General features: G+C 32.4%; 15 protein-coding genes. 7 read left to right on the forward strand and 8 right to left on the reverse strand.

All coding sequences use genetic code 11. From position 1 onward, the window contains the following. The first annotated feature begins 35 nt into the window (after positions 1-35). Together aroQ and RH82_RS03990 are read left to right on the forward strand one after the other, a co-directional pair. Positions 36-452, forward strand: a complete 417-nt coding sequence (gene aroQ, locus RH82_RS03985; RefSeq protein WP_034058299.1) for a type II 3-dehydroquinate dehydratase — start codon at positions 36-38, stop codon at positions 450-452. A 351-nt stretch (positions 453-803) separates the two neighbouring features. After that, on the forward strand, positions 804-1352 hold the full coding sequence (locus RH82_RS03990; RefSeq protein ID WP_034058301.1) for a porin family protein: 549 nt from the start codon (positions 804-806) through the stop codon (positions 1350-1352). Between the two features lie 97 nt (positions 1353-1449). Here the strand turns inward: RH82_RS03990 and lpdA are convergent, their stop codons facing one another. The 4 genes from lpdA to msrB (RH82_RS04010) form a co-directional block, all read right to left on the reverse strand. Then, the gene (gene lpdA, locus RH82_RS03995) at positions 1450-2826 is read right to left on the reverse strand and encodes a dihydrolipoyl dehydrogenase (RefSeq protein ID WP_034058686.1); all 1377 of its coding nucleotides are present in this window, start codon (positions 2824-2826) and stop codon (positions 1450-1452) included. A gap of 217 nt (positions 2827-3043) precedes the next feature. Continuing rightward, positions 3044-3595 carry a DUF1572 family protein gene (locus RH82_RS04000; protein WP_034058303.1) on the reverse strand — a complete coding sequence of 184 codons (552 nt, stop codon included), beginning with the start codon at positions 3593-3595 and terminating at the stop codon, positions 3044-3046. Then, complete coding sequence (msrB, locus tag RH82_RS04005; RefSeq protein ID WP_034058306.1) at positions 3588-3989, reverse strand: peptide-methionine (R)-S-oxide reductase MsrB; 402 nt, start codon at positions 3987-3989, stop codon at positions 3588-3590. Before msrB (RH82_RS04005) ends, RH82_RS04000 begins: the two co-directional genes overlap by 8 nt. Next, complete coding sequence (msrB, locus tag RH82_RS04010; RefSeq protein WP_034058308.1) at positions 3982-4467, reverse strand: peptide-methionine (R)-S-oxide reductase MsrB; 486 nt, start codon at positions 4465-4467, stop codon at positions 3982-3984. Before msrB (RH82_RS04010) ends, msrB (RH82_RS04005) begins: the two co-directional genes overlap by 8 nt. Positions 4468-4697: 230 nt before the next feature. On the opposite strand from msrB (RH82_RS04010), the gene RH82_RS04015 reads away from it, so the two are divergent. Both RH82_RS04015 and RH82_RS04020 read left to right on the forward strand, forming a co-directional pair. Then, positions 4698-5534: a M48 family metallopeptidase gene (locus tag RH82_RS04015; RefSeq protein ID WP_034058309.1), complete on the forward strand. Its 837-nt coding sequence runs from the start codon at positions 4698-4700 to the stop codon at positions 5532-5534. 53 nt (positions 5535-5587) lie between these two features. Next, positions 5588-6979 (forward strand): MFS transporter, encoded by a 1392-nt coding sequence (locus RH82_RS04020; protein WP_034058688.1) that lies wholly within the window; start codon positions 5588-5590, stop codon positions 6977-6979. A 136-nt stretch (positions 6980-7115) separates the two neighbouring features. Here the strand turns inward: RH82_RS04020 and RH82_RS04025 are convergent, their stop codons facing one another. From RH82_RS04025 to RH82_RS04040, 4 genes are read right to left on the reverse strand one after another with little or no spacing between them, the layout of a single operon-like run. Next, complete coding sequence (locus tag RH82_RS04025; protein ID WP_034058310.1) at positions 7116-7850, reverse strand: head GIN domain-containing protein; 735 nt, start codon at positions 7848-7850, stop codon at positions 7116-7118. 35 nt (positions 7851-7885) lie between these two features. Next, positions 7886-8983, reverse strand: coding sequence for a hypothetical protein (locus tag RH82_RS04030; protein ID WP_034058313.1), 1098 nt, complete (start codon positions 8981-8983; stop codon positions 7886-7888). Further along, positions 8961-9527: a hypothetical protein gene (locus RH82_RS04035; protein WP_034058689.1), complete on the reverse strand. Its 567-nt coding sequence runs from the start codon at positions 9525-9527 to the stop codon at positions 8961-8963. The genes RH82_RS04030 and RH82_RS04035 overlap by 23 nt, the downstream gene beginning before the upstream one ends. Positions 9528-9579: 52 nt before the next feature. Then, positions 9580-10137 carry an RNA polymerase sigma factor gene (locus RH82_RS04040; RefSeq protein WP_034058315.1) on the reverse strand — a complete coding sequence of 186 codons (558 nt, stop codon included), beginning with the start codon at positions 10135-10137 and terminating at the stop codon, positions 9580-9582. Between the two features lie 364 nt (positions 10138-10501). Here RH82_RS04040 and lon point away from each other — a divergent pair, with 364 nt between their 5' ends. The 3 genes from lon to porQ all read left to right on the forward strand — a co-directional run bounded on the left by lon (position 10502) and on the right by porQ (position 15280). Next, positions 10502-12949 (forward strand): endopeptidase La, encoded by a 2448-nt coding sequence (gene lon / locus RH82_RS04045; RefSeq protein WP_034058316.1) that lies wholly within the window; start codon positions 10502-10504, stop codon positions 12947-12949. Positions 12950-13230: 281 nt separating this feature from the next. After that, on the forward strand, positions 13231-14211 hold the full coding sequence (locus RH82_RS17675) for a LysM peptidoglycan-binding domain-containing protein (RefSeq protein WP_052158200.1): 981 nt from the start codon (positions 13231-13233) through the stop codon (positions 14209-14211). Between the two features lie 49 nt (positions 14212-14260). Further along, entirely contained in the window at positions 14261-15280 is a 1020-nt protein-coding gene (gene porQ, locus RH82_RS04055) for a type IX secretion system protein PorQ (RefSeq protein WP_034058318.1), read from the forward strand. The last annotated feature ends 32 nt before the right edge of the window (positions 15281-15312 follow it).

The following is a 15312-nucleotide window of genomic DNA, read 5'->3' on the forward strand; positions in this document are numbered from 1 at the left end:
TATTTTTTATGCCATAACTTTTGTATTTTTACAGTATGTATAAAATAATAATTATCAATGGTCCAAATATTAACTTACTGGGTAAACGAGAGCCAAATATTTATGGTAACTTATCCTTTACAGAGTTTTTTGATGCCGTAAAAGAAAAATACCCTAATGTTGCTTTAGAACATTTTCAATCTAATATAGAAGGAGAAATAATAGATAAGTTACAAACCTGTGGTTTTAATTACGATGGCATAATATTAAATGCTGCAGCTTATACGCACACATCTATTGGAATTGGTGATGCTGTAAAAGCAATTGAAACACCAGTTGTAGAAGTACATATTTCTAATACGTTTTCAAGAGAAGAGTTTAGACATCAATCTTTCATCTCTCCAAATGCTAAAGGTGTAATTTTAGGTTTTGGTTTACAGAGTTACGAGCTCGCGATACAGAGTTTTTTGTAATGCAGTATTTTTTAAAAATCTAAGATGGATATTAGGCATTTATTTTTATTGTGTTTTTTGTGCCTATTTAACGGCGTAAAATCAAGTTAATTTTACTTTTTTAAATTTGTAGAAGCAGATTTTGGTACTAATCCAGAAACTGAAGTTGTTTATTATGCTGCTATTTTTCAAGACTTTAAAATAGAAGTTGTTTACATGTTTTTAATTTGCCCACATCGTATTTTTTATAATTTATTAAACTCTTTTTAAGAGACAATTAACGCGATGTTATAATTTGTTTGTGAAGACTTTGTGATTTATTAACACTGTTCTGCGATAGTTTTGGAACATAGTTATAATCATTAACGAATTATGAAAAAACAGATCCTATTATTATGCGTTCTTTTTGCAGTATGTTTCGCGCAAGCACAAACAGATTCTGAAAAGCCAACGGATAAAAGAGTAAAGTTTGGTTTGCGCATTGGTTACGAATTTCAGGTTAACGACAGTAATTTAGAATACAAGCCTAATTTACCCTATATAGGTGTGTTTTCTGATATTAATCTTGGTAAAAAGTGGAGTTTTCAGTTGGAATTAAATTTGAGGTCTGAAAAAAGAGATAGACTTTTTAATACAGGTTTTAGAAACTCTATTCATGAGCTTTATTTAACTGTTCCTATATTCTTTAAATATCGTTTTGACAATAAGTTTAAAGCCTATTCTGGTACACAAGTCCTTTCTGCTTCTTTGGTAAATGATATTAATGGATTTAAAAAATGGAATGGTATTCTAGGTGCTGAATATCATTGGACTAAAAACGTTATTCTCGATGCACGTTTTAGACATGGTTTTGAAGGACGAGCATGTAACAATAACTTTAGGGATAACAGAATAAGCGTTGGAATAGGATATAAATTTTGATACAAAAAAGACGATTCAATTGAATCGTCTTTTGTTATGCATTTTTATATAAAATAACTAAAAAAGTGAGCCTAAGAAAACTTTCTCTTTTTAAATTCTACAAATGTATCACCTCATCATAAGCATCTGCTACAGCTTCCATAACAGCCTCACTCATTGTTGGATGTGGATGTATCGTTTTTAAAACTTCGTGTCCTGTAGTTTCAAGTTTACGTCCTAAAACAGCTTCAGCAATCATATCTGTAACACCAGCACCAATCATATGGCAACCTAACCATTCACCATATTTAGCATCAAAAATTACTTTTACAAAACCTTCTTTAGCACCAGAGGCGGTTGCTTTACCAGAAGCCGAGAATGGAAATTTACCAACCTTTATATCTAAACCTTGATCTTTTGCTTGTTTTTCTGTTAAACCAACACTTGCAATCTCTGGAGACGCATACGTACAACCAGGAATGTTTCCATAATCTAATGCTTCTACATGTTGTCCAGCAATTTTTTCAACACATAAAATACCTTCAGCACTAGCAACGTGAGCTAACGCTTGTCCTGGAGTTACATCGCCAATAGCGTAGTAACCAGGGATATTAGTTTGGTAGAAATCGTTTACTAAAATTTTATCTCTATCAACAGCAATACCAACATCTTCAAGACCAATACCTTCAATATTTGTTTTAATACCAACAGCACTTAATACTAAGTCTGCTTCTAAAACCTGTTCACCTTTACTAGTTTTAATTGTAGCTTTTACACCATCACCAGAAGTGTCAACCTTAGTAACTTCAGCATTAGTCATTACTTTAATACCACTTTTCTTAAACGATTTTTCCATCTGTTTAGAAACGTCAATATCTTCAACAGGTACTATATTTGGTAAATATTCTACTACAGTAACATCTGTTCCCATAGCATTATAGAAATAAGCAAATTCAACACCAATAGCACCAGAACCAACCACAATCAATTTTTTAGGTTGCTTTTTTAAAGTCATTGCTTGTCTGTAACCTATAACTTTTTCGCCATCTTGAGGCAAACTAGGTAACTCACGAGAACGCGCTCCTGTTGCAATAATTACATGGTCTGCAGCATATTCGGTACCATCAACATCAACCTTTTTTCCAGGTTTTAGTGTACCAAAACCATTGATAACATCGATTTTGTTTTTTTTCATTAAAAACTGAACACCTTTGCTCATCCCTTCAGCCACATTTCGACTTCGGTTTACAACAGCATTAAAATCCTTATCGTACTCTTTAACAGATAATCCGTAATCGCTAGCATGCTTTAAATATTCGAATACCTGAGCAGATTTTAATAATGCTTTAGTAGGTATACAGCCCCAGTTTAGGCATACACCTCCAAGACTTTCCTTTTCTACAATAGCAACTTTAAACCCTAATTGCGAAGCTCTAATTGCAGTTACGTAGCCTCCAGGACCACTTCCAAGAACAATAATATCGTATTTACTCATTGTGTAATTTTTTGTCGTTTTAATAAACAACGAATTTACAAAACAAAGCTGAAATAATAAATTGAACTTTCATTTTTATTTGGGCGTGACCTAAAGGTCGTGCTATTCACTATATCTTTTGCAGAAAAAGCAAAAGGATGCCGTTGCTATCACTCACGCAAATGCTAGTTGTAAAGTTTCAAAGTATTTATAAATTATAGCTTAGCTATTATTAATTTTACAAATCATCTGTAAAATGTCTTCGTTCTTTTTCCTTAGAAAATTTAGCTTCATTATAAGAATAAGAATGTCCTTTTGGTATAGATAATGATTCCCAATTATTTCCTTTAAGAAGTTTTCCTAAAAATACAATTTGTCCAATATGAAAGGAATAATGCGCTAATTGCCTGTTAATTGCTTCTGTTACTGTATGGCCTTGATTTCTTATATAAATAATACGTTCTAAATCGTCTTCAGTCAATGGTGTAATAGCATCGAACAAGCATTTCCAACCCGTTTCCCAAGCTGCAATAATGTCTTCTGTTGTGGTAAAATTATCTTTGAACTCTTGGTCACGATGTCGCCATTCTTTATCACCATCTTCGGTTAAAAAATTGGTCCAACGTGATAGCATATTGCCAACACTATGTTTGACAATAATAGCAATGCTATTGGCATCTTCATGGCTTTGCCATTGTAGCTCTTCAAAAGTTAACTGGTTAAAAGTTTTGTCGCCAAGACTTTTGTAGTATTCAAATTGTTTAATAGCGCTTGTTAAATAACTACTCATTTGGTTTATCAAATTTTACAGATATAGAATTCACACAATAACGTGTTCCAGTTTCTGTTGGCCCATCATTAAAAACATGACCCAAATGTCCACCGCAATTAGAGCATACAATTTCGGTACGCGTCATACCGTGGTCTTTATCTAAAACGTATTTTACAGCGCCCTTAATGGACTCGTCGAAACTTGGCCATCCACAATGCGCATCGAACTTACTTGAGCTTTCAAATAATTGTTGATTGCAACCAGCACATTTATAAATACCTTCTTCAAAATGAAGATTATAGGCTCCAGTATGTGGTCTTTCTGTTCCTTTTTCTCTTAAAATATGGTATTCATCGTCTGTTAGTTGGTCTTGCCATTCTTTGTTAGACTTAAAAAATTCAAAATCACTCATCTTTTTTTGGAATAAATTTTAGTGAGACACCATTTATACAATGTCTTTTACCAGTTGTTTTACTTGGCCCATCATTAAAAACATGACCTAAATGGCCGCCACAAGTTGCACAATGTTCTTCGGTTCTAGCCGAACCCAAATTGTAATCTACAGAGAACTCAACATTTCCTTTTATTTCTCTATCGAAACTTGGCCATCCAGTTCCAGAATCGAATTTATTTTTAGCCTTAAACAAAGGTGTTTCACAGGCCGAACAAACATAAGTTCCAGCATTGTATTCTTTATTAAGTTTACTAGAAAAAGGGCTTTCGGTTCCAGCTTCTCTTAAAACATAATATTCTTTTTCAGAGAGTGCTTGTTTCCATTCGGTATCTGTTTTAGTAACCTTATATGTTTTCGCTTCTTTTTTTGAATCTTGTGCATTACCATTACAGTTAAATAAAATAAAGGCGAAAGCCAATAGTGCTATTTTTTTCATAAATTTTTTCTTTTTAGTTAAAGATAATTGTAAATATCTTTTTCATCTATTAAAAGTCGTAATTTTATGTAAATCATAACATTTTGTAATCATAATTCATGAGCTTGGCATAAATCTTGTCTTTATCGATTAAAAGTATTTGTTATCGAATAACTATTTAGCCTTTAAATAACGAATGCTTTTTATTCAACTTTTTGTAAATTAGTATTAAATTAAAAAAACAACAAAGTATGAAATTCAAATCGAATATCTCCTTAGCATTTGTAATGCTAATATTTTTCTCATGTGCTACAAATCCTTTTACAGGAAAGAAAACAATGGCATTACCAGGCACAGAAAATAGCTCATTATTTCCAACAGCTTTTGCACAGTATAATCAGTTTTTAGGCGAAAACAATGTGGTTACTGGTACAAAAGAGTCAGAAATGATTACCAGAGTTGGACAGCGTATAGCAGTAGCTGCAGAACGTTGGTTAAATGCAAATGGTAATCATGACTATTTAAATGATTATAAATGGGAATACAATCTCGTTAAAGACGAAACAATAAATGCATGGTGTATGCCCGGAGGTAAAATTGTTTTCTATACAGGTATTTTACCAATAGCACAGAATGAAGCAGCTGTTGCTGCAATTATGGGACACGAAGTTGCACATGCTTTAGCAAATCATGGACAACAACGTATGAGCGCTGGAATGGTACAGCAAGGTGTTTCATTAGCAGGGAATATAGCTTTTCAAAATGATGAAAATATAGCATTATACAATCAAGCATTTGGTATTGGTTCTAATGTACTTGGTATGTTACCTTTTAGTAGAAGTCATGAAACTGAAGCCGATAAAATAGGTTTAATTTTAACTGCTCTTGCTGGATATAACCCAGATGAAGCGGCAAATTTATGGAGACGTATGGGCGCGGCAAGTGGCGGAAAAGCACCACCAGAATTTTTAAGCACGCATCCAGCAACAACTACACGTATTGCAAACTTAGAAGCATTAGCGCCAACAGCAAAATCAGAAGCTAAAAAATTTGGTATAAAGTCTTTTAGACCTGTAACACCATATTAATAAAATATAAATTCTTATTTTCGAAGCCACTCTTATAAATGAGTGGTTTTTTTATGGAAAATTTACAAAAAGGAGATAAAAAATTATTAAATGCTTGGGCTTTTTTCGATTGGGCAAATTCAGTTTATACATTAACTATTGCATCTTCTATATTCCCAATATTTTATTCTGCGCTGTTTCTTTCTGAAGTTAAAACTGTTGAAGCCTTTGGGATGGTTTTTAAAAGCACAGCATTAATTACTTATGTAACAGCTTTTACCTTTTTGGTGGTCGCTTTTACCTCTCCCATATTATCTGGAATTGCAGATTATGTAGGTAATAAAAAGAATTTTATGAAGTTCTTTTGTTACGTTGGAAGTATTGGCTGTATTGGTTTGTATTATTTTGATATCACTCCAGAAAAAATTCATTTAAGTCTGCTTTTTTATTTTATGGGATTAATAGGATATTGGGGAAGTTTGGTTTTCTACAATTCTTATCTACCAGATATAGCATTTCCAGAACAACAAGATAATATTAGTGCAAAAGGGTTCTCTTTGGGTTATATAGGAAGCGTATTATTACTTGTTATTAATTTAGCTATGGTAATGTTTCCAGAATATTTTGGTTTCGATATCAGTATTTCTGAAACCATAAGAGCGTCAGGAACTGAAGCCGAAATTTCTGAAGCATTAGGTAAAGCAAAAGATTTGGCATCTGTAGAAGCAATGAAAATCTCTTTTATAACCGTTGGAATATGGTGGGCCGTTTTTAGTCAATACACTTTTTATGTATTACCAAAAGGAGTTTCTAGTGGACATAAAGTTACAAAAGCAGTAGTATTCAACGGACTAAAAGAATTGAGATTAGTTTGGATTCAATTAAAAGCAAACCTTAGACTTAAACGCTATTTAACAGCATTCTTTGTGTTTAGTATGGCGGTTCAAACCATTATGCTAGTCGCTGTTTATTTTGGAGAAGAAGAGATTTCTTGGGGAGGAGATAGTGAAAAAACATTGGGATTAATAGGTAGTATTTTAATCATTCAATTAGTAGCAATACTTGGTGCTTTTTTAACTTCTAGGGCTTCAGCTAAATTTGGAAACATCAAAACATTAATAGCTGTTAATTTTATATGGATGGGACTTTGTTTCTATGCCTATTTAATGAAAACGCCAATGGAATTTTATTTCGCGGCTGGTTTTGTGGGTTTAGTAATGGGAGGAATACAGAGTTTAGCACGTTCAACCTACTCGAAGTTTTTACCTGAAACTGAAGACACCACTTCTTACTTTAGTTTTTATGATGTTGCCGAAAAAATAGGAATTGTTATAGGCATGGTGATTTTTGCAACAATAGATCAAATAACCGGTAGTATGCGTAATGCTATATTATTCTTATTCGTTTTCTTTTTAATTGGGATTGTGTTACTTTTTAGAGTCCCTAAAGAAGAAGTACAGATTTAAGAGCCTCTTTAGTTGATATTAATATTTTGTACTCAATAAAAAAAGACAGAAAAAGCCGCTTTCTAACTATAGAAAAGCGGCTTTTTTAATTTTGCTAATTGCTAATTGCTAATTGCTAATTGCTAATTGCTAATTGCTAATTCCCAATACTACCAGAACCAGTTACCTTAGTATCTTCAGATTTAGGTGATCCTTTATATTCAATATCTCCAGAACCTGTAACTCTTCCGTTTAAATGTCCATTGCATACAATCTCTACATCTCCAGAACCTGTTACTTTGGCAGCTACATCTATAGCTTCTAAACCATAACCATGGAAGTCTCCAGAGCCTGTTACACTAGCTTTTAAATCTTTAGTTTTGCCATTTAGGGTTAAATCTCCAGATCCAGTTATAGAGGCATCTATATCTTTAGCATCAACATCTAATACAATATCTCCAGATCCAGATACTCTTGCCGTAAAGTTGTTAGCTACAATTTTATCTTTATTAGTAATATCGCCAGATCCTGATAGACTTACATAATCAATATCTTTAAATGGGATAGTGATTTTAATAGTTTTATTATAGCTTGGTTTTAAATTTATATTGTTTTCCGTTTTAATTTTTAGAGTATTACCATCAACTTCAACAATAATATATTCTAAAAGATTGCTTTCTCCTTCAATAATAATTTTACCTTCTTTTCCTTTTACTAGTTTAAAGTCCATCCATCCAGAACATTTAATTTCGTCGTAGTCTGATGTCGATTTTGTAATTGTTGTAATATTCCCATTACCTTTTATTTTTTTACTTCCCCAAGATTGTGCTTGAGAAAAAGAGAAAGTTAATAATGCGATGGCTATTAATAGCGTGTTTTTTGATGTCTTCATAATTGTGTTTTAATTGATTATTTGATTGATTTTAATTAATTTTGATAAAAAGTAACACTACCATATTCTGAGTTTATCTTTACTAAACTTCCAGAATTTTGAGTGCTATAATAGCCTCTATAGTAGCGATCTGAAGATTCTACTCGTTTTTTAACGAAATTGAAACCATCATCACTATCTTTTAAAGAACCATATTCTAATGCTATATCGAAATCGAAAGCTAGCATTGGATCGTAACCTATTTTTATACCAACGTAATCTGAATCTATAGATACATTTTTTACGCTCTTTTGTAATTTTTCAATTTTAATTGAGCCATAATCTGCTGTAATATCTAGGTTTTTATAGACATCTCCAATGATTACGGTTAAGTAATCTCCATTGCCTTTTAGGTTGTTTACTTTATCTATAGTAATACCACCATAATCGCAATTGTAAGTCACATCCTCAGCAACTTCTACTTTAGATTTTGTATAGTCTGCAATAATTTCTAATGTGTTGGCTTTAGAAACCGTAAAACCGCTGTAGTCTGCATTAATTTTACCACTTTTAATGAATTCGAAATAACAGTTATTTGAGTAATCGAAATTAATGTTATTATTATCTGCCAAAAGCTCTTTAGTTGTAATTTTACCGTAATCACAATTTAACTCTGCTCGGCCTTCAAGTGTTCCTAAATTAATGTTTCCATAATCGTTACTAAGGTTTACATTATTGGTAATAGGCATTTTAATAATGTAATTAATTTTCATTTGTACAGTATTACTATTTTTCCAGCTCCACCAAGATTTACTCTTGTTTTTACTAAATTTTGTAATAGCAGTAACTAAGTCTTGAGATCCAGAAAATTCTACTGTAATACCATCTAGTTTTTTTTGTACTTTCTCTTCGTTGTCTCCAGTTGTGGTAATTGTTATTTCAAAATCAATAGTATTACCATCCCAAGTTACGATATCTAAATTTCCGTAGCTGTTATCTACTTTCAATGTTGCATTATCGTTAACATTAAAAGATTTTGTAATGGTCTTTTCCTTTTTGTGTTTACCATCTTTATCGTTACTGGTATTCGCAAGCATTACTAATGGTAATAGTAATAAGACTGTGAATAATTTATAGTGTTGTAATTGTTTCATTGTTGTTTAGTTTAAATGTTTTTATACCTTCTATGTTTTCTAATACAGATTTTAATATGTTAATTCTATTTCCAAAATTATCGATCATGGCATGGATGACACGCTTATCGTTTCCGCTTTCTGTTAGGTCTAGTTTTAATTGATTGTATTGTGTTTCTAATGTTTTCATTTGTAGCATAGCATCTTTAATAAGTGCTTCAGTTTCTGGAGTACGTTCGTTATTAATTTTTTCTAATTCTTCAGCAATAACGGATGTGAAGAAATTTTGAGTATTCGCCATTTCTGGAGAGACACTTGCTAAGTCTTGAATATCTGATTCCGTATTAAAATTAATTGCTAAAACCACTAGTAATACAATAGATGCTGCCATACCAAGAAATGGTTTCCATAAACGCTTGCTTGTTTTTGTAACAGCAATGCCTTGCATTTGGTTTTGCTCTTTTAATTTATCTAAAAACCTGTTTTTATGACCATGACTTGGGACTTCAACATCAAAATCATGTTGAAATTTTTCAAAAAGCTGATGCATGTTATCTTCTTTCATTTTTTTGTTTTGTTTTTTATTTCCTCCTCCTGAGAATACATTGTATTCATTTTTAACCAACTAAGGCTTGCATTTTTTTTCTTAAACTCTCTTTGGCTCTTGAAATGGTTGTACGACAATTAGAACTTGAAATCCTCATAATTTCACTTATCTCATCATAATCGAAACCTTCAATTAAATGAAGCGTTAAGGCTACACGATAATTTTCTTTCAAGGTTTTCATAGTTTCCATTACTTGTTTAGCTTGTATAGTAGTAAACTCGTAATCTTCAGCTATTCCATGGGTGTCTTCAACTTTATAAAGCACATCGTCCAGAGGTACTTCATCAAATTTTGTACTCTTGTTATAATGGTAAATACTTTTGTTAATGACTATACGTTTTAGCCAAGCTCCAAAGGTTTTAATCTCTTTTAAAGTGTTGAGTTTTGAAAACGCTAGTAAAAAAGCATCTTGCATAACATCTTCAGCTTCAAAACTGTTTTTCACAATTCGGTAAGCAGTGTTGTACATGGCTTTATAATACCTATTGTACAGTTCCAATTGTGCAAATTGGTTGTCGGTTTTACAAAGCTCAACGAGCTGTTCGATATTGTAGTTGGTTAATGTCAATTCTAATGGTTTGTTGTAGTAAGGATGCAAGTTAAATGAGTTTGTTACACTTTCTGTACATTTTTTTTAAAAATGCATATAAAGTGCAAGTGTAGCGAGAAAAATTTATTGTAAAAGCTGCGTATTGTATTGTTTCACTCTAGATTTTATTTAAGAGTATGCGTAAGAAAAACTGTTAACTCTTCAGTTTAAACTATTAACTAAAAGATTGGCATATTAATTGGACTTTTGTAGTAAGTTATACACAGTTGGTTATTAATAATTAATTGATAATCAGGGTGTTTATACATTATAAATATTAATTTCACAAACAGAACATTATGAGCCAAATACTATTTGGTGACATAATGACGTATATAAACATATGAAGAAATCTAATTTTATTAGTCTAGACAGTTTGTCATTGCAGGATTTTGATGAAAATTCAGAGTTAATTCCATTAATGACACCTGAAGATGAAGAGAAAATTAACAAAGAAAATTTACCAGAAACATTACCAATTTTATCATTGCGTAATACTGTTTTATTTCCTGGCGTAGTTATCCCAATCACAGCAGGGCGCGATAAGAGTATTAAATTAATAGACGATGCTAATAAAGGTTCTAAAGTAATTGGAGTAGTATCGCAAAAAGACGAAGCGGTCGAAGATCCTAAGGCAGGAGATATACATTTAGTGGGTACTGTTGCTCGTATTCTTAAAGTGCTTAAAATGCCAGATGGTAACACAACGGTTATTATTCAAGGTAAAAAACGTTTTAGTGTAGCAGAAGTTATTACTGAGGAGCCCTATATGAATGCGACAGTAAGAGAAGTTCCAGAAGCGAAGCCAGCGAAAAAGAATAAAGAATTTCAAGCAATTATAGATTCTATTAAGGATTTAGCACTTCAAATTATAAAGGATAGTCCAAATATCCCAAGTGAAGCTTCTTTCGCCATTAAGAATATTGAAAGCGATTCGTTTTTAATCAATTTTGTGTCTTCTAACATGAATCTTCCTGTTGAAGACAAACAAAAACTTTTAGAAATAAACGATTTAAAAGCGCGCGCTTTAGAAACTTTAAAATTTATGAATATTGAACTTCAGAAATTGGAGTTAAAAAATGATATTCAATCTAAGGTTCAAAGCGATATGAACCAACAGCAGCGTGAGTATTTCTTAAATCAGCAAATGAAAACCATCCAAGAAGAGCTTGGCGGTGGCAATGCAGAGGAGATGGAAGACATGAAAAACCGTGCTAAAGACAAAAAGTGGGATGACAACGTAGCGGAGCATTTTGAAAAGGAATTATCAAAAATGCAACGTATGAATCCGCAAGTTGCTGAATATTCTATACAACGTAACTATTTAGACTTGTTTCTTGATTTACCTTGGAATGAATTCAGCAAGGATAAATTCGACCTTAAACGCGCTAAAAAGATATTAGATAGAGATCATTATGGTTTAGACGATGTTAAAAAACGTATTATAGAATATTTAGCCGTACTAAAATTACGTAATGATATGAAATCGCCAATTTTATGTCTTTATGGACCTCCAGGAGTTGGTAAAACTTCTTTAGGAAAGTCTATTGCTGAGGCTTTAGGTCGTGAATATGTTCGTGTATCTTTAGGAGGTTTAAGAGACGAAGCAGAAATTAGAGGACATAGAAAAACCTATATTGGCGCTATGCCAGGTCGTATTATTCAGTCTTTAAAAAAGGCAGGAACTTCTAATCCTGTCTTTGTATTAGACGAAATAGATAAGTTATCTAATTCCAATCAAGGCGATCCATCGTCTGCTTTACTAGAAGTTTTAGATCCAGAACAAAATAGCGAGTTTCATGATAACTTCCTTGAAATGGGTTACGACCTTTCTAAGGTTATGTTTATTGCGACTTCTAATAACTTAGGAAGCATTCAGCCAGCGTTGCGCGACAGAATGGAAATAATAAATGTATCAGGTTATACTATTGAAGAGAAAGTAGAGATAGGAAAGCGTCATTTATTACCAAAGCAGCTAAAAGAACATGGTTTAAAAGACACCCATTTAAAGCTTGGAAAACCACAAATGGAAAAAATAGTAGAAGGTTATACAAGAGAATCTGGAGTAAGAGGCTTAGAAAAACAAATTGCAAAAATGGTGCGTTATGCAGCCATGAATATAGCAATGGAAGAAGATTACGATCTTAAAGTAACTAATGAAACAGTTATCAAAGTTCTAGGTGGGCCAAAATTAGAACGCGACAAATACGAAAATAACGATGTTGCAGGTGTTGTAACTGGTTTAGCTTGGACTAGAGTAGGAGGCGATATTTTATTTATAGAATCTATTTTATCAAAAGGTAAAGGCACATTATCTATTACTGGAAACTTAGGTAAAGTCATGAAGGAGTCTGCAACTATAGCTATGGAATACATAAAAGCGAATGCAGAAGAGTTTGGTATTGCCCCAGATATTTTTGGTAAATACAATGTGCATATTCATGTGCCAGAAGGCGCCACACCAAAAGATGGACCAAGTGCTGGTGTAACGATGTTAACCTCTTTAGTCTCTTTATTTACACAGCGTAAAATTAAAAAGAGTTTAGCCATGACAGGAGAAATTACACTTCGTGGTAAAGTGTTACCAGTTGGTGGAATTAAAGAAAAAATTCTAGCAGCAAAGCGTGCAAAAATTAAAGAAATTTTACTTTGTGAAGATAATAGAAGAGACATCGAGGAGATTAAGCAAGACTATTTAAAAGGTTTAACGTTCCATTATGTTACAGAAATGAAAGACGTAATAAAATTAGCATTAACAAATCAGAAAGTTAAAAACGCTAAAAAATTGTAAGGATGATAGTCATTGTATTTGGTTTGCTATCTATCTAATTGGGAATTTTTGCTGAGTAATATAAGGCCGCAGAGAATTGAACTTATTGTAACTTAGGGAAAATGAAATGTGGTCTGGGCTATTTCAATACAATATTACAGGTGATGCTTTAATTAAATAGAATAACAATCTTGCTATTGGTAAGAGATTGAGAGGTACTGTAAAAAAACAAGTCAGATTATATTTCTGTCTTTACAGAAACAAGTTTAGCATAAAAACTAAAATAAAGAATACACATATTTATGAAAATATTGTTCCTAGCACTCTCGTGCATAATTAGTTTAGCTGCATTTTCGCAAGAGAATATAGAAGATGTAATTATTGATGGTAAACCCGCGAAAATTAATACCATAACGGGTGTTTATACATTTACTGATGGTACTCCAAATAGTCATGCTTCTGAAAACGAGTATGTAACCACAAATACTAGTGCAGTAGACACTATAACAACTAATACTAATGTTATAACTCCTAAACTCGTGGAAGATAGAGTTCATAACGTTAGTAAAGGAGAAACGTTATATTTCCTTTCTAAGAAATATGGAATTAGTGTGGCTCAGATAAAGAGCTTAAATAATTTTACAAATAACCTAATTAGTGTAAACCAGAAGATTAAAATTGGAAATAATACTTCGTCAGAAATTATTGAGAACTCGCTTTACGTGGTAGAAAAGGGAGACACAATTCCTAAACTCATGGAAGATAGAGTTCATAACGTTAGTAAAGGTGAGACGTTATATTTCATTTCTAAGAAATATGGAATTAGTGTGGCTCAGGTAAAGAGCTTAAATAATTTAACAAACAATCTAATTAGTGTAAACCAGAAGATTAAAATTGGAAATAATACTTCGTCAGAAATTATTGAGAACTCGCTTTACGTGGTAGAAAAGGGAGACACAACTCCTAAACTCATGGAAGATAGAGTTCATAATGTTAGTAAAGGAGAAACGTTATATTTCATTTCTAAGAAATATGGAATTAGTATGGCTCAGATAAAGAGCTTAAATAATTTTACAAACAACGTAATTAGTGTAAACCAGAAGATTAGAATTGGATATAATACTTCGTCAGAAATTATTGAGAACTCGTTTTATGTGGTAGAAAAGGGAGACACATTGTACCATATTGCTAAGAATGCTAATGTTTCGGTTAAAGAGTTGAAACAGCTTAATAACTTAGAAAGCAATATTATTAGCATTGGTCAAGAACTTATAATAAAATAAAAAACACATCTCAACGTTTTAAGATAGATTTAGTTACTTTTGCCACTTTATGCTTAAAAAAATTACTACTTTTTGCTTTGTCCTACTTAACATCTATTGCTATGCGCAATTAGGTGGACAATCTACTTATCAATTTTTAAATTTAGTCTCTTCTCCAAGGCAAGCCGCTTTAGGAGGTAAGGTGTTAACTAATATCGATTGGGATGTTACACAAGCACTATACAATCCATCTGCTATTAATATAGAAATGGATAACCAATTAGCACTTAATTACACTAGCTATTTAGGTGGTGTTAATTATGGGACTGCTGCTTATGCATATACTGTAGATAGACGCGTACAAACCTATCATGCCGGAATTACTTATATCAATTATGGTGATTTTTCTGGTTATAATGAAAACGGAGAATCTACAGGTGATTTTTCAGGATCTGAGGTTGCTTTATCTGTTGGTTATGCAGCACAAATTGGTTATAGCGATTTCTATTGTGGCGCAAATCTAAAGATTATTAATTCTAGTTTAGAACAATATAACTCTATAGGTATAGCGACCGATTTAGCGCTTATGTATAGAGATGAGCGTTTAGAATTTCAAGGTACTATAGTCATTAGAAATCTAGGTACACAAATTACAACTTACGAAGACACACAAGAAGCTTTACCTTTAGAAATAGATATAGGTTTATCTCAAACCTTGGAGAATGTACCATTACGTTGGCATTTAACTTTCGAGAATTTACAGCAATGGCCAATTGGAGAATCTAATCCAGCGAGAGCAACTACAGATTTAGAAGGTAACCAAGAACAAGAAAAAGTTGGGTTTTTAGGGCAAGTTATTAGACATACAATACTAGGAGCAGAGCTTTTTCCAGATAAAGGTTTTAATATTCGTTTAGGTTATAATTTTAGACGTGCCGAAGAATTACGTATCGAAGATCAACGTAACTTCTCTGGTATTTCTGCTGGTTTCTCTATTAAGCTAAACAAAATGCGTTTTAGCTATACACACGCTAAATATACAGCGGCTTCAAATGCGAACTTCTTTGGTTTGCAGATTGATTTAAGGTAATGAATATTTGAAGTTGTAAAAAAAAAAACACC

It is taken from the genome of Lacinutrix jangbogonensis, assembly GCF_000797445.1.
In the GTDB taxonomy this organism is placed as follows: domain Bacteria; phylum Bacteroidota; class Bacteroidia; order Flavobacteriales; family Flavobacteriaceae; genus Lacinutrix; species Lacinutrix jangbogonensis.

Excerpts from the sequence above, each read along its gene's own strand:
- aroQ (WP_034058299.1), top strand. The coding sequence starts at position 36 with ATGTATAAAATAATAATTATCAATGGTCCAAATATTAACTTACTGGGT.
- RH82_RS04025 (WP_034058310.1), bottom strand. The coding sequence starts at position 7,850 with ATGAAGACATCAAAAAACACGCTATTAATAGCCATCGCATTATTAACT.
- RH82_RS04020 (WP_034058688.1), top strand. The coding sequence starts at position 5,588 with ATGGAAAATTTACAAAAAGGAGATAAAAAATTATTAAATGCTTGGGCT.
- lon (WP_034058316.1), top strand. The coding sequence starts at position 10,502 with ATGAAGAAATCTAATTTTATTAGTCTAGACAGTTTGTCATTGCAGGAT.
- RH82_RS04000 (WP_034058303.1), bottom strand. The coding sequence starts at position 3,595 with ATGAGTAGTTATTTAACAAGCGCTATTAAACAATTTGAATACTACAAA.
- lpdA (WP_034058686.1), bottom strand. The coding sequence starts at position 2,826 with ATGAGTAAATACGATATTATTGTTCTTGGAAGTGGTCCTGGAGGCTAC.
- msrB (WP_034058308.1), bottom strand. The coding sequence starts at position 4,467 with ATGAAAAAAATAGCACTATTGGCTTTCGCCTTTATTTTATTTAACTGT.
- RH82_RS04030 (WP_034058313.1), bottom strand. The coding sequence starts at position 8,983 with ATGAAACAATTACAACACTATAAATTATTCACAGTCTTATTACTATTA.
- porQ (WP_034058318.1), top strand. The coding sequence starts at position 14,261 with ATGCTTAAAAAAATTACTACTTTTTGCTTTGTCCTACTTAACATCTAT.
- RH82_RS04015 (WP_034058309.1), top strand. The coding sequence starts at position 4,698 with ATGAAATTCAAATCGAATATCTCCTTAGCATTTGTAATGCTAATATTT.
- RH82_RS04035 (WP_034058689.1), bottom strand. The coding sequence starts at position 9,527 with ATGAAAGAAGATAACATGCATCAGCTTTTTGAAAAATTTCAACATGAT.
- RH82_RS17675 (WP_052158200.1), top strand. The coding sequence starts at position 13,231 with ATGAAAATATTGTTCCTAGCACTCTCGTGCATAATTAGTTTAGCTGCA.
- msrB (WP_034058306.1), bottom strand. The coding sequence starts at position 3,989 with ATGAGTGATTTTGAATTTTTTAAGTCTAACAAAGAATGGCAAGACCAA.
- RH82_RS03990 (WP_034058301.1), top strand. The coding sequence starts at position 804 with ATGAAAAAACAGATCCTATTATTATGCGTTCTTTTTGCAGTATGTTTC.